Origin of the sequence: Corallococcus praedator, from assembly GCF_003612125.1 — a bacterium.
Lineage (GTDB): Bacteria > Myxococcota > Myxococcia > Myxococcales > Myxococcaceae > Corallococcus > Corallococcus praedator.
Genome location: NZ_RAWI01000001.1, coordinates 22452 through 42296 on the forward strand (window position 1 = coordinate 22452; position 19845 = coordinate 42296).

Genomic DNA, 19845 nt, shown 5'->3' on the forward strand with positions numbered 1-19845 from the left:
CGGGCCCTCTGCGTCGGGGTGACAGAAATGAGGTGCCCCGGTGCTTCGTACGCACACCGTGGATTCACCTGGAAGGCACTGGATGGTTACCCGTCAGTTCGGTCGATGCGTGCTTGGCGTAACGCTGTTGCTGTGGATTTCGGGTTGCGACAAGGACGAGGGCCCTGTCTGTGAGCGGCTCGCGCCCCGCTTGCAGCAAGCGCTGGAGGTGGCCGTCGCGGCCGAGGACCTCCCCGGGGCCACGGCCTCGCTGCGATTCGAGGACTGCACGTGGCGAGGCGCGGCGGGCGTTTCCAGGGTGGAGCCGGCCACCGGATTGAAGGCCGAGGACCGGCTGCGCGCGGGCAGCATCACCAAGAGCTTCGTCTCCGTGGTGGCGCTGCAACTCCAGGCCGAGGGGGCGTTGTCCCTAGATGCGCCACTGGCCACCTGGGTGCCGGACTTCCCCCGCGCGGACCGCATCACCGTGCGCCAGCTGCTCAACCACACGAGTGGCGCGTTCAACTACACCCACAGCCAGGCCTTCCTCACCCAGGTCGGGTCGAACCCCGGGAAGACCTGGAGCGCCGAGGAGCTCATCTCGCTGGGCGCCGCCGAATCCCCCACCTTCGAGCCGGGGGCGCGCTGGGAGTACTCCAACACCAACTACATCCTCCTCGGCCGCATCCTCGAAGCAGTGACAGGGAGGCCGCTGGCGCAGCAGCTTCGCTCGCGCATCCTCGATCCCCTGGACCTGGACAGCACGGGGCTGGAGGGCGCGGAGCCGCTGCCGCCGCTCACCGTGCGCGGCTTCACGCGGGACCCGGGCAATGGCGCGTGGATGGACCTCACCGACTTCGTCCATCCGTCCGCGGCCGGCGCGGCCGGTGCCTTGAGCTCCAGCGCTGACGACCTCAGCGCCTTCTACCAGGCCCTCTTCGAGCGCTCGCTGCTCGCCCCGGCGCAGCTCGCGGAGATGACCGACTGGGTGGAGACGCCCATCCCGGGCATGCCGGGGTATGGCCTGGGGCTGGTGCGCGCCGTCACCCCCGTGGGGCCGGGCCATGGCCATGACGGTGGCATCCCCGGCTTCTCCGCCCTGGCCTTCTACCTGCCCGAGCGCAAGGCCTCCCTCGCGGTGCTGATGAACCGCGAAGGGGCGGACGTGTCGCGTGTCACCGGGAGGCTGCTGGAGGTGCTCGCCAAGGAGTGAGGCCTCACGCCCGCGTGGGCCGGGGCGTGTACCTCACGGCATGCGCTCCGGAACTTTCTTGCGAGCATGGTGAGGAGGAATTCCTCCGGTCTCCGTTGAGGACCCGTGGCTGGAAGGACGCGCGGCGGACACCGCGCGCCTCCTGCCGCTGAAGGCCCTACACGCACACCCCAGGCGGGGGGAGACCAGGACCATGAGACTCCGGAAGCAAACGCGGCAGTGGACGCGGGCGGCGGTGGTGGGAGCGCTGTTCCTGCCGGCGGCGGGTGCGCTGGCGAACGAGACCCACGTCTATGGCATCGCCAGCTTCGGGGGCGCGGGCCAGTGCGATGCGGACTCGCACTCCGTGCACACGAAGACGGCGCAGGTGTTCGCGGACTACTTCACCGCGCTCAAGAGCGGCGGACAGTGGACGGACGTGCGCACCCTCAACAACGCCAGCGCGCGCACGGACCTGTGGACCGACGCGGCGAAGGGGACGGCGGAGAACGCGAAGGACACCCAGCTCAACGCCGGCGTGGACGACGCGAATGTCCTCTTCGTGCACACGCATGGCGGCCACAACGAGGCGTCCGCGCGGAGCTTCCTGGTGATGGGGACGGATGCGGATTCCTGTCTGGCCATGACGGACGCCCACATGCGTCTGGGAAACGGGAAGCTGAACATCGCCGTGGTGAAGGCCTGCCAGTCCGGCAACATCGAGGTCTGGGAGCAGGGGGGCTACCAGGAGATGCTGACCCACAGCAGCGGCTTCACCGTATGGAATGCCTTTCACGGTGACTCCTCGTGCGGCAACTTCGTGAAGCGCTACCTGGACGACTACGCGGCGAACTCGAAGAACGACGGCGTGGGCGAGAACTGGATCGACGAGGCCTACGATTGGGGCGCCTTCAAGGACGACTGCCCGGTGTCCATCGTCTTTGGCGAGACCAAGGCGCTGCGCAAGAGCATGTACGCGGCCGGTGGCTGGAAGGACCGCAAGAACACCGGAAGCAAGACCGGCTCCAGCTACTTCTACGTGGGGGGCTGCGACCCCGACAGCGGCCGCAGCCTGCCCTGAGTCCCATCCTCCTCACGCCCTCGAACCGAGAGATTGATATCGCCATGAAGACCTCATTCCTCCGACTCCTGACCGCGCTTCCGCTCACCGCCGTGCTCGGCTGCGACGCCGTACCGCCTCCCACCGCCGTGGACGTCCCCCAGCAACGGCAGCTCGTCGCGCCGGCGGTCAGCACCGGTTTCACCTTCGATTCCTCCGCGATCGCCACGCCTCCCACGGGGGGCCTGCCCTCCGTGCTGCTCACCCGCACCGCGTTCGAGGACGCGGCGGTGCATCGCGCACTGCTGGAAACCAGCGAGTCCTTCACCCTGACGGGTGGGCTCGCAAGCCGCCGCGACCACGAGTCCCCCACCTGGAAGCTGGAGCGCGACCCGTTCTCCGGGAGCCTGCTGGCGCTGCGCAAGACGGAGAGCGGCCCGGCCACCCCGCAGGAACCCGCGCTCTTGCAGCGAAGGGCCCTGGCGCGGCTGCAGGCCTGGGGCATCCCCTCGGCGGAGATGGGACCGGTGCGGCAGGTGCAGGCCCTCTTCCAGAACGAGGAGAACCGCGTCGTCGGGGCGCCCGAACTCCTCAGCCACAAGACCTTCGTGCTGCGCGCGCTCAATGGCATTCGCGTGGAGGGCCACCGCGCGGTGGTGACCCACGGCGTGGATGGCGCCTTCCAGCGCACGTTGATCAAGTGGCCTCCGCTCGCCCGCCAGGGCCACCTGCTGCGCACGCGGCTGACCCCGGCGGAGATCGAACAGCGCGCCAGCGAAGTGCTGCTGCGTGAGGGGGAGACGGCGGGGCCCGTGCGCCTCTTCTGGAGGTACGTGCCCACCGAGCTGAGCACGGGCGAGGTGACGCTCACGCTCCAGGTGAGCGCCGCGATGCCCTCGCTCACCGGCGCGAGCAGCACCGAGGAGCCGCGCGTGGTCGATGTGGACGTGAGCGCAGTGCCCTAATCCTTTCTGTCACGGCGTCGGGGCTTCGAAGACAGGATTCCAACATCCAGGTGTCCCGGGGGACGGCTCCAGCGGACGGGCCGGAAGGCTACGCTGGGCCGCAGACATGAGGATGACTCGAACAAGGGCAGTGCTCGTCCCGGACGAAGGGGCATTGGCGCTGTCGGAAGACTATTTCCGTTCCGCGCACCACCTGCGGGCCGAGCGGGTGACGCATACGCTGGTCCTCGAGGACGGGGAGGGCAGGGCGCTGCGGGTGCCGCTCATCGTGCGGCCCATCGAAGGGACGCCGTACCGGGATGCCATCTCTCCGTATGGCTTTCCCGGCGGCGCGCTGGAGGGGCTCAGTGAGCTGTCGAAGGACGCGGTGGACTGGGCCGGCACCGACCTCGTGAGCATCTTCGTGCGCGACCGCGTCTCCGGCCCCCGTTGCTTCGCGGGCGGCACGGAGCGCAACGAGGTGTTCTTCATCGACCCGCGCCGGCCGGTGGAGTTCCGGGAGATGCACCTGCGCCACATCCGGCGCAACCTCCGGATGGGCTTCGTGAGCACCGCGCGTGAGGCGCGCCAGACGCCGCGCGAGGAGCGGGAGGGCTTCCTGGCGGCCTACCGGCAGACCATGGTCCGCGAGCGGGCGAACCCCCGGTACTTCTTCTCCGACGCCTATTTCGAGGAGCTGTTTGCTTCGCCCAACGCGTGGCTGGTGACCACGCATGCGCCGGAGGGGGGCGTTGCCTCCGCGGCGCTGGGCGTCAGCAGCGACGGCATGCTGCACTACTACCTGGGGGGAACGACGGATGCGCACCTGGCCCGCTCACCGGCGAAGAATGTCTTCGGGACGCTGGTCGAACTCTGCACGCGGCTCGGGGTCCCGCTCCATCTGGGCGGAGGCGTCCGCCCGGGTGACGGCCTCGAGCAGTTCAAGCGGGGCCTCGCCAACGCCAGCTCCCGCCTCTCCACCCACGAGCTGATCTGCGACCCCACGGTGTACGCCCACCTGTCAGAAGGCCGCACCGGCGACGACTTCTTTCCGGCCTACCGCGCGCCAGGACGTTGAGCGGCAGGCAGGGGCGTTGCCCACCGGGGATGCGGCGCGTGCGTACCTCCGACGCGAGGGCACGACGGGTGCGGAGAACCTGACACCTGGCCGCGACCGTTGGGGCCATGGTGGGGGCACCGGGCGCTCATCACCTTCTGGCACACTCCGCGCGTTCGCCGGAGCAGTCCAGCAAGGATGAACCCGGATGAGAAGCATTGCCGCCGCCTCGGATGCGAACCACCCTCGTCTGGTGGAACTGGACGCCCTCCGAGGCCTCGCGGCGCTGGCGGTCGCGCTGTATCACTTCACGGCCGAGTACAGCGACCTCTACGGTCACTCCGTCCCCCTCTGGGGCGAGGTGCGCTTCGGGAAGTTCGGGGTCCAGCTCTTCTTCGCCATCAGCGGCTTCGTCATCCTGATGTCGCTGGAGCGCATCGAGCGGGCCCGGGAGTTCGTGTTGAGCCGCGCGGCCCGGCTGTACCCGGCCTACTGGACCGCTGTCGTGCTCACCTTCATGGTGGTGTCGCTGTTCGGGCTGCCGGATCGCGAGTTCAGCCTCCAGACGGCCCTGGTCAACCTGACCATGTTTCACGAGCTCCTTCGCGTCCCGCATGTGGACACCGTGTACTGGACGCTGACCATCGAGCTGTCCTTCTACCTGTTGATGTTCATGCTCGCGTACGCGCGGGCGCTGCCCAGAATCATCCCCATCTTCATCGTGCTCGTCGCGCTGCAGACCCTGGCCGAGCTGGCCTTCCAGGCGAAGGGAATGCCCTTCGTCGCGCGCCTCGCCAGCCGCCCGCACCTGCAGTTCTTCGCGCTGGGCGTGCTGGCCTTCAAGCAGAGCCGAGGCCAGGTCTCCGTCCCCTCCGCGCTGGCGCTGGTGGGGGTCTGCTTCGCGCATGAGGCGCTGGTGGGGAGCATCGCGCCCCTCCCGGTGTTCGGGGTCGTGCTCGTCCTCACCTATGCGCTCTCCCACGGCGCGCTGCGCTGGCTCACCTGGCGCCCGCTGCTCTTCATGGGGTTCATTTCCTACTCGTTCTACCTGGTCCACCAGAACATCGGTTACGTCATCATCCGGCGGCTCGAGGCCGCGGGGTGGCGTCCCGAGGCAGCCATCGCGGTCGCGTTCGCTGTCGGGTTCCTGCTGGCCACCCTCATCACCTACCGCGTCGAACAGCCCGCGTTGCGCGGCTACCGACAGTGGCGGCGGAAGGCCCAGGCTCGGGCCGCGGTCTCGCCACACGTCGCATGAGGGCCTCCTAGCGCTTGAAGCAGGAGGTTGGAACGGGTGCTCTGCGTCGCCCAGGGATGGGTCGCTCGTCGAAAGGTCGCGCTCGAATGATGAATCATTCCGAAGTCTCGCGGGGCATGGCTCCGCGCCTGAAGCAGTGCCGCGCCGTCCTGGTGCCCGACGAGGGAATGTCAGCCCTGTCGGAGGACTACTTCCGCTCCGTGCACCACCTGCGGGCCGAGGGCGCCTCGCACACGCTGGTCATCGAGGACGGCGAGGGCGGCACGCTGCGGGTGCCGCTCATCGTGCGGCCCATCGCGGGAACGCCGTACCACGATGCCATCTCTCCCTACGGCTACCCCGGTGGGCGGATGGATGGGTTGAGCGAGGTGCCGAAGGACGCCGTGGACTGGGCTGGCACCCAGCTCGTCAGCCTCTTCGTGCGCGACCGCGTCACCGGTCCCCGCTGCTTCGCGGGCGGCACGGAGCGCAACGAGGTGTTCTTCATCGATCCCCGCCGCCCCCTGGACTACCCGGCGGAGGCCCGTCGGCAGATGCGGCGCAACACCCGGTTGGGCTTCGTGAGCACCTGCAGTCCGGTGCGCGAGGCCTCGCACGAGGAGCGGGAGGGCTTCAAGGACGTCTACCGGCAGACCATGGTCCGCGATGGGGCCCAGTCCCGGTACTTCTTCTCCGACGCCTACTTCGAGGAGTTGTTCTCCTCCTCCGCCGCGTGGCTCGCGACCACCCGTGCGCCGGATGGCCACATCGCCTCCTCGGGGATAGGGGTCGCCAGCGACGGCGTGATGCACTACTACCTGGGCGGGACGGCGGATGCGGACCTGGGGCGCTCGCCAGCCAAGAACACCGTCTTCGGGGCGCTGGTGGAGCTCAGCATGGGGCTCGGGTTGTCGCTCCACCTGGGCGGCGGCGTCCGGCCGGGCGACGGCCTCGAGCAGTTCAAGCGGGGCTTCTCGAACGCAAGCTCCCACCTCTACACGCACGAGCTGATCTGCGATTCCCCCGTGTACGCCCGCCTCTCCGCGAGCAACAGCGACACGGACTACTTCCCGGCCTATCGCGCGCCGGGGGGCTGAGCCGTCCGCCGCCGGACGTCAGCCCTGGCAGACGAACTCGACGTTGTGGCCATCGGGGTCGCGGACGAAGGCGGCGTAGTAACTCGGGTGGATGTCCCCCCTCAGCTTGGGGGCGCCGTTGTCCGTGCCTCCTGCTTGCAGCGCGGCGCGGTACGACGCATCGACCAGGGTGCGCGTGGCGCAGAAGAAGGCGAAGTGCGGGCGAGGGGAGGAGGCTTCCCCGGGGCGCAGCCAGAAGTCGAGCCGGGCCGGCTCGGCGCCAAACCCATTCGCCTTGCCCTGGACATGCAGCGCGTATCCCAACGGTGCGAGCGCGCCCTGGTAGAACGCCGTCGCGGTGGCGAGGTCCGGGGTCGAAAGCTCCAGATGATCGATCATCGGTGAGGCTCCTGTGCGACCGCTCTCGCGGCTGGATTGATGCCCGCTAGGATAGGGTGCACGCGAAGGCGTCAAGCCGCGTTGTCGGCCCCCTTCGCGCGGAGATGCCGCAACCGGACCGGCCGCCATGCACAAGGACGACGCAACCCTCGACGACCTCGACCTGAGGATCCTCGAGCGCTACCAGCACGACACGCTGCTCCCGGCGCGCACCATCGGGGAGGAGGTGGGGCTGTCCACCGCGGCCGTCCAACGCCGGCTCAAGCGCCTGCGCGAGGTCGGCGTCATCCGGCGTGAGGTCGCCGAAATCGCGCCGAAGGCCGTGGGTCTGCCCATCACCTGCGTCGTCGCGGTGGACCTCGACCAGGAGCGCGCCGTCGACCTGGAGCGCTTCAAGCACCGGATGCAGGGGCTGCCCGAGGTGCAGCAGTGCTACTACGTCACCGGACAGGCGGACTTCATCCTCATCGTCCTCGTCGCGAGCATGGAAGCGTACGACGCCTTCACCCAGCGCGCCCTGCTCAGCGACACGAACGTCCGCAGCTTCACCACCAGCGTGACGTTGGAGCGCGTGAAGACCGGCGTGGCCGTCGCGCTTCCCACGACCCCGCCGGCACCCACCGGGCGGCGGTGAGTGCACGGCGGCCGCGGGTGTCTGGCGGTCAGGGCACGGTCACCGTCACCGGGGCGCTGCGCGCGAAGTCGCCGGCGCGGTCGTAGGCGGTGGCGACAATCGTGTGCGTGCCCGACAGGCCCGTGGAGTTCCACGTGCCCGTGTACGGCGCGGTGGTCGCGAAGGGAGTCAGCGTGTTGCCGTCCACCTGGAAGGCGATGGACACCCGCTCCATGTTGTCACTGCCGGTCGCGGAGAGCGTGACGACGCCGCTGACCTGCGCGCCATCGTAGGGGGCGGTGACGGCCAGATAGGCGGGCGGGGTGTTGTCCACGTCCAGGAAGCGCGTGTGGCGGCTGTCGCGCTGGGCAGGCATCTTGGAGGGCGTCGACGGTTGGTGCTTGTGGCCGGACTGGCGGTGGAACAACTCCACCGCGAAGCCGTCCACCCATGAAGCGCAGGCGCTGGCACTGGAAGACTCCATGGACAGCAGTTGCCGCGGCTTCCGCTCGCGCGCCTCCCTGCCCAGGGGCTTCTTCCATGCTGGACGCGGCGGGCGCACGTGGGCAGCCTTGCGCGCCGTTGCATCCCCCCACGTTTCAAACCCAGGAGTCCTGCCCATGAAGCTCAAGGCACTGTGCCTCTCCGTGTCACTGCTGGCCCTCCCTGGCGTGGCCTCCGCGCAGGGCGCGCTGGACGCCCTCAAGAAGACCGCGGGCGACGCCGGCAAGGGGGCCGTCGAGAAGCGCGTCAACACGAAGCTGATGGACGAGGGCCGCAAGAACCAGTGCAGCTTCAAGTCCGGCACCGCCGAGCTGGACCCCGGCTGCGACGCGAAGCTGAAGAAGCTGGCCGCGGCCCTCATCGACGCCAAGAAGCAGCTCGATGGGGCCGGGGTGAAGAGCTACAAGTTCGAGGTCTCCGGCCACACGGACTCGTCCGGTGACGCGGCGAAGAACAAGAAGCTCAGCGAGCAGCGCGCGGACACCCTCGTCAAGGAGCTGGTGACGCGCGGCGTGCCCCGCAACGAGATCATCGCCGTGGGCTTCGGCTCCGAGAAGCCCCTGGTGAAGCCGGACGACACGGCGGCCAAGAAGGCGAAGAACCGCCGCTACGAGCTGCAGGTCCGCCTGTAGCCGTCAGCGGGCCCCCGCGGCCCTGGCGCCATCGAGCGGCCCCGAGGCGAGGTGCCGCTCGATGACGTCCGCCCCTTCCTCGAGTTCGCGCGAGTCGCGGCAACCCTGCTTCATCGCCGCCATGGCCTGGGTGATGTCGTCGCGCGCGAGCAGCGCGTCCACCCGTTCGGTGATGACGCGGGCGTCCTTCGTGCGCAGGTCCCCCCGGAGCGCGAGCTGGTGGTGCACCAGCCGCGCCGTCAACCCGGGCTGGTCCGCGCCGTAGGGGAACAGGAGCATGGGGACGCCGAAGTACAGCGCCTCCCGCACGGAGCCGATGCCGCCGTGGTTCAGGAACAGTCGCGCCCGGGGGAGGACTTCCAGCTGCGGAACCGAAGCCTCCACGCGGATGGACGGTGGCATTGCCTGGCTCCGGAGCTGTTCGGCCAGGGCGCCGCAGCTCACGATGAGCTGCCAGCCCTCGCGCCGCCGGAAGGATTCAATGACGGCGGTGAGGAAGCGCAGCGCGGCCGGCTGATCATCGCCAAAGGTCCCCAGCGAGCAGTACGCGAGCGGCCTGGACGCGTCGTAGCCGCTCCAGTCGAAGGTGCCGTCGTGGCGTGAGGGCTCCACGCTCGTGCCCAGGTAGTGCCGGTGGGGGAGGGCGCGCAGCGGTTCGAAGTCCAGGGCCCTGGGGCCAATCACCAGCTCCTGCACGTCCGGCCGGTAGCCGAAGTCCCCCCAACGCACGCGGCGTCCCGCGCGCCTGACGCGCCGGAAGGCGTTGTGGCCCGCCCAGCCGATGGAGCGATCATACAGGCCCCGGTGCCAGGGGATTCGCGCCTGGAACGTCCACGCCACCAGGTTGCGCGCGCGTGCGCTCGCCCCACCGCGTGGGGGAATGGCCGACGAGTGCACGGACGGGTAGTCCAGCGAGAAGGGGGCGGAGTAGGTGGGGTTGAGGCTGAGGTACGGGAGCCCGCGCTCGTGCGCGCCCGCCGCCACGTTCCACACCACCGGATCCACCAGCACCCCGTCGAGCGCATCCGCGTCCACCCACGCGTCGAACGCGGCCGCGAGGTGCTCGTTGTAGCGCGCGCGCAGGTGCAGGAAGCGGACGCCGGGGATCCGCGTCGCCCAGCTTGAGGCGACGCGGAGCTTCTCGGAGTAGCGGGTGCTCTCGAAGCCCTGCCGCGTCACGTGCGCTTCGAAGGCGTCGGGCACGAAGTAGCGGACCCGGTGGCCCCGGCGCCCGAGCGTCCTGGCCAGCGCGAAGGTGGCGTTGAGGCCACCGTATTCGGGCAGCATGTAGATTCCGACCGTGGCCATCGGGCTTGCTCCAGGCGTGTGGCTCCGCGTTCCGGACGCGGTCTCCTTCGCGACGGGGAGCGGGGCTTCCGCCGCACCCGCCGCTCCGCCACGTCGAAGCTACCGGTTGTCGTGGCCGATGACGACCACGGCCCTGCCCGCCGCCTTCAGGCCCGCGTCAGTCGCCGGAGACCCTCACCGCCGTTGCTCAGGAATGGGTTGCCACGGACGATGCCCGTTGTCTTGGAAGGGGGCGCGCACCCTGACGTCACCGGGCAATGAATTGCTAGAGCATCCCCATTTCCGATATTCAGTCAGACGCAGTTCCCACCGAGAGGAGCTCCCGATGCTGATGCGTGTCGTGAAGAGTGCTTTCGCTGTGATGGGTCTGGCCATGGCCCTGGCCTGTGGTGGAGCGGAGACGGCGGACGTCGAGCTGACGGAAGGCGTCTCGACGGAGGCCCAGTCTCCCGCGGCGGAGGCCGTTTCGGCTGACACCTCAGCCCAGGTGCTCCCGGGCTGTGGTGGCTTCAAGCAGCGGTGCTGTGAGCTCAAGTACTGCAACACGGGCTACGAGTGCGACCCGTCGACGCTGAAGTGCCTCCACTGAGACCGTTCCGCTGAAGTCGTCCCGAGGCACCTCGTGGCTCCGCCCGAGGTGCCTCGTCGTTCCGCTGAAGCCCTCTTTTCCGTGTGACACGCCGTTCCCGGTGGACCGGAATCTTCTGCTAAGACACGGCCTGGGGACGGGTGATCCACCCCGTCACAATGAGGGTCGCATGAGAAGTATCGCCGGCTGGTTTCTCGTCGTCCTGGGTCTCACCGGCTTCGGTGTGGAGATCGACAACCTGCGCAGGGGCACGACGGACACAACCGTCATGGGGCTCATCCTGGCCACCGTCTTCGTCCTCGGAGGCCGGGCGCTCATCCGCGCCGCAAAGCGAGCGAAGCTGCCGGCCGGGCCGGCCGAGGCACTCGCCGTGGCGCAGCTCCCCGTCATGTCCCCTCGCGACATCGAGCGGGCCGTCCTCACCTGCGCGAAGCAGCATGGAGGCCGCGTCACGATCGCCGAGGTGGCCGCCGAGAGCAGCCTCAGCTTCACCGAGGCCAAGACGGTGCTCGAGGACCTCTCGCGCGCTGGCGCCTGCACCGTCGACGTCACCGATCAGGGCGCCTTCATCTACGAGTTCAGCGGCCTGATGCCCCGCGAACCCTGAGCGCGCGGAGCCGTTGAACCCGGCCTCAGGCGGGGGGCCGGCCCACCATGAAGTCGAGCACGCTCTCCCACAGTGCGTGGAACTGTTTCTGCTGGAAGTGGGAACCCGACTTCAGCCAGCTGATGAATTCCGGCGGCTGGTCGAAGTGGCCCATGACGTCCAGATGGTCGGCGGTCGCGACGTGGACCACCTGTCCCCAGACCTGGGAGCGGCTCGGGACGACGCCGTCGCTCCAGGACTCGAACTTGTTGCCGAAGGCCGCCTGGAGCGCCTGGGTCTGCGCCGCCGTGCGCTCGGGAATCCTCAACTCCGGGGACAGGGGCGCGCTCCTTCCATACAGGAAGGAGAAGATGCCGTAGAGGAGCGAGTCCGGGGGCAGCAGCATGCGGGGAGACAGGCGGCGGAGCAGGTTGGGCGGGGGTGCACCCGCGACGACGCTGCCGTAGCGCACACCCTCCCGGTCCACCGTGTTCGCGTTGAAGGCCTGCACGCTGACCGGCGTGAGGTCCTGGATCAGCGCCTGGTCCTTTCCTACCTGGCCGAAGAACCGGAGCAATTCCACGCGCTCGTTGTCGGAGAGGTCCACCGTCAGCCGGAGGATCTGATTGAGGAGGTTGGGTGGGAGCTTCACCTGCTCGCCCATCAGGACGAGCCGGTAGCACGCCTGGAGCAAGGCGGTCCTGAAGGGCATGGCCTTGCGGTGCAGGGTGAGGAAGGTGAAGAGCCACAGGTAGCGCAGCAGCGTCTTGCCCAGTTCGCCCTCGTGGAACCAGGTCGCCAGCGGTGTGCCGTGATGCGGGGTGGCGATCGTCACGACGGAGCGCACGCGCTTCACGAAGGCCGGGGCCTCCTGGGCCATGCGCAGTGAGACGACGCTCCGCGCATCCAGCCCGCCCGTGGAGTGCCCGATGAGGTGGAGCTCCGCGTCGTCCTCGTTCGCGGTCCGGGCCATCTCCCGGAACACGTCGCGTGCGCGCACCTCGATCCCGGAGGTGGGGGAGGAGGCCACGGAGTGCACCTGCGCGTCGATGCCGCGCTCCCTGAACCGCTGCTGCAGCAGCGCGGGGATGTGTTGGAAATAGGCGATGCGCTCCGTTTCCTTGTCACCCATGTGGGTGAAGCCAAAGAAACCGGGGACAAGATAGACGCGGTGCCTGGTGGCCATCAGGCAAGTCTAGCGTCTTGGCCAGACGTCAAGGCAGGGCGCGGGGCTTCAGCGTGAAGTCCCGAACCCTTGTTCCCAATCACCGCGGGCAGGCTCAGGGCGTCTTGTGTTGCTTCGCCCACGCAGCGACTTCCGGCGTGCGCGTCTCCACCCACTGACGGAACTCGTCGTTCGGGGACACCAGCCCCTGGCTTGGGCCTTCCGACGGAGGGTGGCCGAAGAACCGGTAGTGGACCTCGGCCGCGAGCGTGCCGACGTCCACGCCGTGGGCCTTCGCCAGCCGCTCCAGGAACACCGGGTAGTCCGCGCCCTTCATTCCCATCGCGTTGGCGCCCTGGCACAGGCTGTCGAATGCGAGGGGGGCCCGGCCGAGCTCCGGGTGGTCGGTGAGGAACTGCTGCACCTGCTCCAGCGACATGCGCGCTTCCTGCACCAGTCGCTTGTCGAGGAGGGCGGGGCCCAGGTCGATGAGGTTCTGCGCCAGATTCCCGTCCATGCCGCTTTCGGTGAGCAGGCGCACCTGGGCGCCGCGCGTGGCGTGCTGGTCCAGGTCCAGGTACTTCAGCGTGAGCCCGCCCAGGAACAGGGCGGCGCCGAGGAGCTGGGCGCCGGGGACCCATTCCACCAGCGCGCCTCCTGCCATGAGGATGGCGCCCAGCGACTGGGCGCCGGACGCGCTGGCCTTCCAGTACTTGCCCTCCTGCACGGCCTGGAAGGACTGGATGCCGTCACCCACCGCGCCCAGCAGCGCGCCCGCGGCGGACACCTTGCCGAGCACCTTGGACAGGACCGGCGCCGACTTGTTGAGCGCGTCGAGGATGAACGTCACGCCGTCCCCGCCGACGCTGAGCCCGTCGCCGACAATCTTGAGCTTCGCGGCGAAGTCCGCCTGGTTCCATCCCGCGGCGTCTCCGATGGCCGCCGACGTGGTGACGAGGAGGGCCAGCCCGCGCAGCGCCTGGCTCCGGGGGAGCTCCGGGTTGCCCGGCAGCCCCGTCTCCTGCTCCCCCAGGAGGCTCCGCATGGACTGCGTGATGCCCCGGACCTGCTCCGGCGTCGAGTCCGGGCCAATGCGGCGCAGCAGCTTCACGTACTGCTGCATGGAATCCGGAGCCATCCCGAACAGGTGCGCGTTGCGCGCGAGCCCGTTGAAGATGGCCTCGGCGCCTCCCTTCGACTTGAGGCCGGCCGCGATGATGGCGCCCGAGCCCGCGCTCTTCACGAGCGCGACGGCGAGCGTCTCGTCGAAGTCCTTGAGGTCCTTCAGCTTGCCGACGGTGTCGAGGAACGCGGGATGGTTCTCGCCCTGGGCGGTGAGCTGGGAGGCGAGGTACTCCGCGCCGGATTGCGTCGCCGCCATCCGTGGCAGCTCGCGGGCCAGCGCGGTGACCGCCGGATCATGCGCGCCCGTGGGCGGGCCATCCGGGGCGGCGCTGGCCAACAGCTTGCTGAGCCGCTCGAACTCCGCGAGGTCCTTCTTGCGCTCGGGGTCGTTCAGGAAGGCGGTGGTGAAGGCCTGCTGCTGCTCCGCGGTGAGGACCTTCGCCGGGCCGCTGAGCAGCTCCGTGAGCTGCTTCTGGGGCCGCTCCGCCTTGTCCGCGGCCGCGGAGAACTGGGTGCGAAGCCCGTCGATGGCGCTCCACAGCGTCCGGTGGATGGCCTGGACATCCTGGCTGTAGGTCGGCCCCTTGAAGCCTGGCGGACCGACCTCCATCTTCTCCAGCGAGCGCTCGATGTCGAACGCGAGCCGCGAGCCGATGCCGAAGTTGATGGCGGTCCGGATGGCGTGGGTCAGCGAGGTGTTGGCGAGGCCCGGCGCGGTGTCCCGGGTGAAGAACCTGCCCACGAGGCCGGCGGTCGGCTCTCCCAGCCGCTCCGTGGCGCGCGCCAGGCTCAGGTAGGTCTTCTGCTCGATGGCGGACTCCGCCTCCGCCAGCTTCTCGAGCAACGGCCGATCATTCTTGAGGTCGGGCTGGCGCAGCGGCGGACGGGGGTGGAGCACCCGGTCCGTCTCCGGTGACACGCCTGCGAAGAGCTGGCCCATCTTCGCGAGGGAGGGTTCCGCGGCGCGGACGAACGCCTCCTGATAGGCGGGGTCCGGGTTGCTGGCGATGAGCTGCTCGAACTGCCGGGCCCCCTGTTCCAGGCTGTTCTGGAGCGTGCCCGCCAGGGCCTTCGCGTCCTGCTGCGCGCGCGTCTTGACGTCCGTGCCGGCCGCGTTCGCCGTGGCGACGTTGGCGACCCCGACGCCCGTGGGGAGCGTGAAGGGCTCTGGCTTGATCGGAGGGAAGCGCGCGGCGGCCTGCTCCAGCAGTTGTGCGGCGGTGGTGCTCGCGCTGGCCCCGGCGCTTGCGCCCGCAGCCGCCGCGGCACCGGCGCCTCGCGAGGCCCCCTGCAGGGCGTTGAAGGACGGCTGACCTCCGGTGGGAGAGAAGAAGACGCTGAGCTGCTGGCGCGTCATCGCCACCGGGCCCCCGGTGTGCAGCGGGTCGGCGACGAGGTATTTCCCGTCCGGCGTCTTCGCGAGGATGGCGTTGAGGTGGCCGATGTCGCCGCTGCCCATGCGCTCGGGGAACTGCGAGCGCCAGGCCGCGTTCGTGGCGCCGTTGGCGATGACGGGGTTGCCCGCCGCGAGCTGCTGGTCCAGCGACTCCCAGCCCTGCCCGTAGCGCGACGTGAGGCCCGCGTTCTTGATGCCGTCGGACACCATGGTGCCGCCGGTGAGGTCATGGTCCCGGTCCAGCATCGGCACGCGCGTGCCGTCCGACGCATTCACGAAGGTGAACTCCGAAGCGCGGCGCGGGCTCATCAGCGCGCGCGCGTGGTCCACCTGCTGCTCCTTCGTGAGGCCCGGGGGCATGTGGCCCGTGTACGCCAGGGACATGGCGAGGCTGGCGGGGCCGCAGTTGGTGCTGCCGCGCGGGCCATTCGGGTTGTACTGGGAGGTGAACTGCGTGATGAACGCGGCCTCGGCGGACATGGCCCGGCCCTGCGTCTTCCCGCCTGTCTGCGCGGAGCGCGTGAGGGACTTCGACAGCGCCTCGCGGGTTGCTGCCTGGTAGTGACCGTCGGCGGGGACGCCGCTGTCCTTCTGGAACTTCTCCAGCGCGGCCTCCGTCTGCGGACCGAACTGGCCCGGTCCGGTGGCGACCTGCTCGCGCGTCAGATAGCCCAGCTCCACCAGCGAGTCCTGGAGCTGCTTCACGTCCTCGCCGGTGTCGCCGCGCTTCAGGTTCTTCTCCGGGACGGGCCAGGGTTCCGGAGGCGGCTCGGGAGGAGGTGGCGGCGGTGGAGGCAGCAGCCGCTCCCGGTGCGCCGCGGGCGCGTCCTCGAAGCGGGAGGTCGAATCAGGACCTTGCGCGCCGGGTGCCCCTTCTTCCCGGACGACGTTGGACTCGGAGACCTCGCGGGCTTCAGCCTTGCCCGTGTCTCCAGACGAAATTGTTTGAGTTGAATATGACGGACCGTCGACTCGCATGACGTACTTCCCCCCTCGATACATCCGAAGTACTTCTGTCCTGATTATCCGCTGTGATGACGGGAAGTTGCCCGCCACACCCTTCGTGAAATCAACCCGAAGGACGCTGCGAATACGCCATGGACGCGAATCGATTGCGACGCCATGTGGGGACCCGGCGTTCAGGGAGAGGGATGCGCCGTCCTCTCCTGCCGCCATCACGGCGTCTTCGATGCCCGCCCGCCGCACGAGCCCCTTCAGGAAGCGCCGGATGGCCGCCGGCATCGCGTCACGTCAGGGGCCTCCAACGACTCCTCGGGAGAAGAGCCGAACAACCATTCCGTGCTCCGCGATGGGCTGCGCCGCGGAAGCTGCGCCGCGGTGCTCCCCTCCGTCATCACCCCCCCGCGGTCTTCGCGCGCTTGCGTTCGATGAGCTCGCGCGCGGCCTGTTCGCTCGTGACGAAGTCGACGTCTCCCTTGAGTCTGCCCGTGAGATAGAGCGCGAACGCGACGGCCTTGGCGCTCGCGATCTGCAGGCGGTGCGAGCCGACGTAGACGACGCCTCGCAACCGCTCCGGGCTGGACTCCTTGCTGAAGTGCTCGCGAGCGGCCTTGTCGATGGTGGACCCGTCGATGTCCACGACGACGAACACCGGGCCCTGGAGCGCCACCTCCTGAACGATGGAGAGCAGGCGCTTCGCATCTTCCAGCCCCGTGGCGCCGTTGAAGTCGACGAACAGGACGTCGGGCTCCTCGAAGTGCACCCGATGCGTTCCAAACACCCATTCACGTCGCTCTGGCATGAGCCCCTCCGGGCACAAGCACGACCGGGCCGGAGTTTATCCTCTCGCTCCCAGGAGGCCAAAGGGCCTCCATTCGAGGAGGGCCGCGAAGCCGGAGGGCTTCACGATGGAAGCCGGGCCCATGGTGAAGCCCTCCGTGCAGGTCCCGGGCAACTTGATGAAACCGCGATTGCCTCGGGGGGCGCTGGCGGATCAGGAGACTCCAGACACCTGGGAGTTCTTGTGGACGTCACTGCGAGCGCCAGGCCGCGTTCGTGGCGCCGTTGGCGATGACGGCCGCGATCCAACCCCCATCCCGTGGCCCCTGCGCCCCCCGGCGTGGCGCTCAGGCGTTGTAGTGGCTCACCAGCTCCGACACGTTCACGGAGAGGTCCTTCAGGGCACTGGCGGCCTTCTGGGTGGAGGCGACCCGGGGTGTGGTCTCCACCATCATCGCGTCCAGGCTCTTGAGCGCGGTGAAGATCTCATCCACCCCCAGGCTCTGCTGGCTCACCGCGGCGGCAATCTGCCTCACGCCCGAGGTGCTCTCCGTGAGGATGCCGGACAGCTCCCGGAGCTTGTCGCCGGACACCGCCACCTGGGACAGCCCCACCTGCAGCCGCAACGCGCCGTTCTCCGAATTCTTCACGGCCTGGGCCACGGTGGCCCCCACCTCCGAGAGGATGGCGGTCACCCGGTGCGTCTCGCGCATGGACTGGTCCGCCAGCGCACGAATCTCCCGGGCGACGACGCCGAAGCTGCGGCCGGCCTCACCGGCCCGGGCCGCCTCGATGGCGGCGTTGATGGCCAGCATGTTGGACTGGGCGCCCAGCTGCCGCACGGTCTCCGCGATGTCGTGAATCTGCGCGGTCCGCTCCCCCAGCTGGGTGATGGTCTGCGCCATCTGTTGGACGACGCCCTGGATCTCGTTGAGCCCTCCCAGGGTCTGCTGGAGCGCGTCCTCGCCGGTGCGGACCACCTCGTCCGCGCGCTCCGCCACCTCGAGGATGGACTTCGCGCGGCCTGACGCCATCCGGGAGGTCTGGCTGATCTCCTCGATGGTGACACGCGTCTGCTGCAGGGCCGCGGCCTGACGGTTGATCATCGCGCTCTGCTCGGAGGTGTCCGCGTCGAGCCGGCTCGCCGAGTCCTTCAGCACGCCCACGGACCCACGGAGGCTGGATTGGAACTGCCGCAGCTTCTCCACCATCTTCGAGAACGAGCCCGCCAGTTGGCCCAGCTCATCCTGGGTGGTCACCGACACGACCTGCGCCAGGTCGTTGGACTCGACGATGCGGCCCGTGACGTGCGCCAGGTGCCGCAGGGGCCGCAGCAGCATGAGGGTGTAGGCGAAGTAGCTCAGCAGCACCCCGAGGAACAGGATGACGCCCGCCCAGAGGAGCAGCGCCCACCGCAGGGAGGCGACCTCCGCCGTGATGGCATCGAGGTCCATGCCGACGTGCACCGTGCCCAGCGCGCCGCCGGAGATGGGGGCCGCCACGTCGATGGCGCGGATGGCATCGCCGTAGGCCGTGAACTCCAGCTCGGGGTTCACCTTCACCCGCTTGCCGTCCGACAGCTCACCGAGGGCCACCGGGTTGAGTCGCTCGATGCCCACGGGAAAGGTGGGGACGAAGGTGTGCGCCACCACCGTCCCATCGGACTCCTCGATGTAGATGTAGCGGACGTTGGCGAGCGTCTGTCCGGAGTCGATGGCGCTCTGGAGCAGGGCGATGTTACCGCCCACGCTCTGCTCGGCGGCCGAGGCCAATGACAGCGCGAGCGCCTCTCCATTCACGGCGAACGCGTTCTGCATCGTCCTGGTCAGCCGGGAGGAGGCCTGGAGCATCAACGTCATGCAGACCAGGAGCGTCACGCCGGCACTGATGAACATGAGCTTGGCGGCAAGCCCGAACCGCAATGACAGCGGGTTCCACGGGAACACGCGCTCCTTCCCCGGGCCGCTCATCGGAGCACCGTGCCTGGCGCGGACGTCGTCCGCCAGCCTTCGGCCGTGAAGTGGGTGAACCAGACCTTGCTCAGGACCTGGTGCCGGGTGGGTGACAGCTCGCCAACGGCACGCAGCCCCAGGTCGAACTTCCCCATCGCCTCGGCCGCCTCATGGAAGCGCTGGCGCGTCAGCTCCGGGCCCACCTTGTCCAGGACGGCCAGGAACGCCCGGGCGCTGAGGTAGCCCTCCAGCGAGCCGAAGCTGTAGAGCGCGGGCGCGGTATAGCCTCCCCCCACTCCCGCGGGGGCCGTGGGGCGGTAGCGCTCCATCGCGGCCCGGTACTGCTGGACGGCCTCGAGGTCCGTGTCTTCGTAGGACGGGACGACCTGGGTGAAGATGAGGTTGTCCAGCAGCGGCTTTTGCACGCGCTGCTCCTCGGCGCGCAGGAGCGAGACGAGTGCATCGGCGCCAACCACGGAGGGGCTGTGGATGGGGATGTCCCAGCCGGACAGGCGCGCATCGCGGATCAGCGCGGCGCAGGCCTGGGAGGTCCCGATGGCGATGATGACGTCCGCGCCGCCGGCGCGCAGCACGTCGAGCTGTGGCCGGGTGCTGGTGGCGTACTCCTGCCCCTTGCGGTAGGTGGCATCCGCCACCGGCTTGATGCCGTAGTCCTGGAGGGCGCGGAGGATGGCGTCCCGGCCAATGGCGCCGAACGCGTCGTTCTGGACGAACAGTCCGATGCGGCGGCGGCCCAGGGCGATGAAGGCATCCACGATGGCGCGGATCTCCTGGCGGTAGGAGGCCCGGACGTTGAACACGGCCGGCTCCCAGGGCGGCTCGCGCTGGGGCTGAGCGCCCGATGCCGGGGCGAAGTAGAGGGCCTGCTCCCGCTGCGAGGCGCGCAGCAGCACGGGGAGGACCTTCATCAGCGTGGCATCCCCCACCCCACCAAAGAGCGCGAAGACCTGCTGTTCCTTGAGCAGCCGCAGGGCGGCCGGGGCCGCCTGCTCCGGGTTGAACGCGTCATCTGCGGCGACGATGCGGACCTTCCGGCCGTGGACGCCGCCTGCGTCGTTGGCCTCCGCGAAGGCCGCCGAGGCCCCACGCCACATCTCCACCCCGAGCCCCGCGGACGGGCCGCTGAACGCCGCAGGCTGACCGAGCACCACCTCCGTCGCGCTCACGCCCGGGTCCGCCAGCGCCGCCCCGGTGCACGTCAGGGCGCCCAGCAGCAGCCAGCGGGCCCAGGCCCCAAGGTGCTTCAATTCGCATCGTGAACTCATGCGTC

18 protein-coding genes are annotated in these 19845 nt (G+C 69.3%); 10 read left to right on the forward strand and 8 right to left on the reverse strand.

Annotation, left to right across the window (positions count from 1 at the left end; translation table 11 throughout):
* The first annotated feature begins 82 nt into the window (after positions 1–82).
* The 6 genes from D7Y13_RS00090 to D7Y13_RS00115 all read left to right on the forward strand — a co-directional run bounded on the left by D7Y13_RS00090 (position 83) and on the right by D7Y13_RS00115 (position 6566).
* Entirely contained in the window at positions 83–1192 is a 1110-nt protein-coding gene (locus tag D7Y13_RS00090) for a serine hydrolase domain-containing protein (RefSeq protein WP_233595211.1), read from the forward strand.
* A 193-nt stretch (positions 1193–1385) separates the two neighbouring features.
* The gene (locus tag D7Y13_RS00095; RefSeq protein WP_120581853.1) at positions 1386–2252 is read left to right on the forward strand and encodes a hypothetical protein; all 867 of its coding nucleotides are present in this window, start codon (positions 1386–1388) and stop codon (positions 2250–2252) included.
* Positions 2253–2296: 44 nt separating this feature from the next.
* Positions 2297–3196: a hypothetical protein gene (locus D7Y13_RS00100; RefSeq protein ID WP_120581852.1), complete on the forward strand. Its 900-nt coding sequence runs from the start codon at positions 2297–2299 to the stop codon at positions 3194–3196.
* A gap of 154 nt (positions 3197–3350) precedes the next feature.
* Positions 3351–4253, forward strand: coding sequence for a GNAT family N-acetyltransferase (locus D7Y13_RS00105; RefSeq protein WP_233595210.1), 903 nt, complete (start codon positions 3351–3353; stop codon positions 4251–4253).
* 187 nt (positions 4254–4440) lie between these two features.
* Positions 4441–5490 (forward strand): acyltransferase family protein, encoded by a 1050-nt coding sequence (locus D7Y13_RS00110; RefSeq protein WP_120530834.1) that lies wholly within the window; start codon positions 4441–4443, stop codon positions 5488–5490.
* A 116-nt stretch (positions 5491–5606) separates the two neighbouring features.
* On the forward strand, positions 5607–6566 hold the full coding sequence (locus D7Y13_RS00115) for a GNAT family N-acetyltransferase (protein ID WP_233595209.1): 960 nt from the start codon (positions 5607–5609) through the stop codon (positions 6564–6566).
* An 18-nt stretch (positions 6567–6584) separates the two neighbouring features.
* On the opposite strand, the gene D7Y13_RS00120 is transcribed toward D7Y13_RS00115, so the two are convergent.
* On the reverse strand, positions 6585–6944 hold the full coding sequence (locus D7Y13_RS00120; protein ID WP_120581850.1) for a VOC family protein: 360 nt from the start codon (positions 6942–6944) through the stop codon (positions 6585–6587).
* A gap of 127 nt (positions 6945–7071) precedes the next feature.
* Here D7Y13_RS00120 and D7Y13_RS00125 point away from each other — a divergent pair, with 127 nt between their 5' ends.
* Positions 7072–7578, forward strand: a complete 507-nt coding sequence (locus tag D7Y13_RS00125; RefSeq protein WP_120530836.1) for an Lrp/AsnC family transcriptional regulator — start codon at positions 7072–7074, stop codon at positions 7576–7578.
* A gap of 28 nt (positions 7579–7606) precedes the next feature.
* Here D7Y13_RS00125 and D7Y13_RS00130 read toward each other — a convergent pair whose 3' ends face one another.
* On the reverse strand, positions 7607–8119 hold the full coding sequence (locus D7Y13_RS00130) for an Ig-like domain-containing protein (protein WP_147444126.1): 513 nt from the start codon (positions 8117–8119) through the stop codon (positions 7607–7609).
* Positions 8120–8177: 58 nt separating this feature from the next.
* Between D7Y13_RS00130 and D7Y13_RS00135 the strand changes: the two genes are divergently transcribed.
* Positions 8178–8693, forward strand: coding sequence for an OmpA family protein (locus D7Y13_RS00135; RefSeq protein ID WP_120530838.1), 516 nt, complete (start codon positions 8178–8180; stop codon positions 8691–8693).
* A 3-nt stretch (positions 8694–8696) separates the two neighbouring features.
* Here D7Y13_RS00135 and D7Y13_RS00140 read toward each other — a convergent pair whose 3' ends face one another.
* Complete coding sequence (locus D7Y13_RS00140) at positions 8697–10001, reverse strand: glycosyltransferase (protein ID WP_120581848.1); 1305 nt, start codon at positions 9999–10001, stop codon at positions 8697–8699.
* Between the two features lie 325 nt (positions 10002–10326).
* On the opposite strand from D7Y13_RS00140, the gene D7Y13_RS00145 reads away from it, so the two are divergent.
* Both D7Y13_RS00145 and D7Y13_RS00150 read left to right on the forward strand, forming a co-directional pair.
* Entirely contained in the window at positions 10327–10590 is a 264-nt protein-coding gene (locus D7Y13_RS00145) for a hypothetical protein (protein ID WP_120530840.1), read from the forward strand.
* Between the two features lie 169 nt (positions 10591–10759).
* Positions 10760–11197, forward strand: a complete 438-nt coding sequence (locus tag D7Y13_RS00150; RefSeq protein ID WP_120581847.1) for a hypothetical protein — start codon at positions 10760–10762, stop codon at positions 11195–11197.
* Between the two features lie 25 nt (positions 11198–11222).
* On the opposite strand, the gene D7Y13_RS00155 is transcribed toward D7Y13_RS00150, so the two are convergent.
* The 5 genes from D7Y13_RS00155 to D7Y13_RS00175 form a co-directional block, all read right to left on the reverse strand.
* The gene (locus D7Y13_RS00155; RefSeq protein WP_158620236.1) at positions 11223–12308 is read right to left on the reverse strand and encodes an esterase/lipase family protein; all 1086 of its coding nucleotides are present in this window, start codon (positions 12306–12308) and stop codon (positions 11223–11225) included.
* Positions 12309–12456: 148 nt separating this feature from the next.
* Positions 12457–15840 carry a peptidoglycan-binding protein gene (locus D7Y13_RS00160; RefSeq protein ID WP_233595208.1) on the reverse strand — a complete coding sequence of 1128 codons (3384 nt, stop codon included), beginning with the start codon at positions 15838–15840 and terminating at the stop codon, positions 12457–12459.
* 376 nt (positions 15841–16216) lie between these two features.
* Positions 16217–16624: a hypothetical protein gene (locus D7Y13_RS00165; protein ID WP_147444125.1), complete on the reverse strand. Its 408-nt coding sequence runs from the start codon at positions 16622–16624 to the stop codon at positions 16217–16219.
* A 325-nt stretch (positions 16625–16949) separates the two neighbouring features.
* Complete coding sequence (locus D7Y13_RS00170; protein WP_120530845.1) at positions 16950–18572, reverse strand: methyl-accepting chemotaxis protein; 1623 nt, start codon at positions 18570–18572, stop codon at positions 16950–16952.
* A complete protein-coding gene (locus tag D7Y13_RS00175) occupies positions 18569–19840 on the reverse strand; it encodes an ABC transporter substrate-binding protein (RefSeq protein WP_120530846.1) in 1272 nt (423 codons plus the stop codon). Before D7Y13_RS00175 ends, D7Y13_RS00170 begins: the two co-directional genes overlap by 4 nt.
* Between the last annotated feature and the right edge of the window lie 5 nt (positions 19841–19845).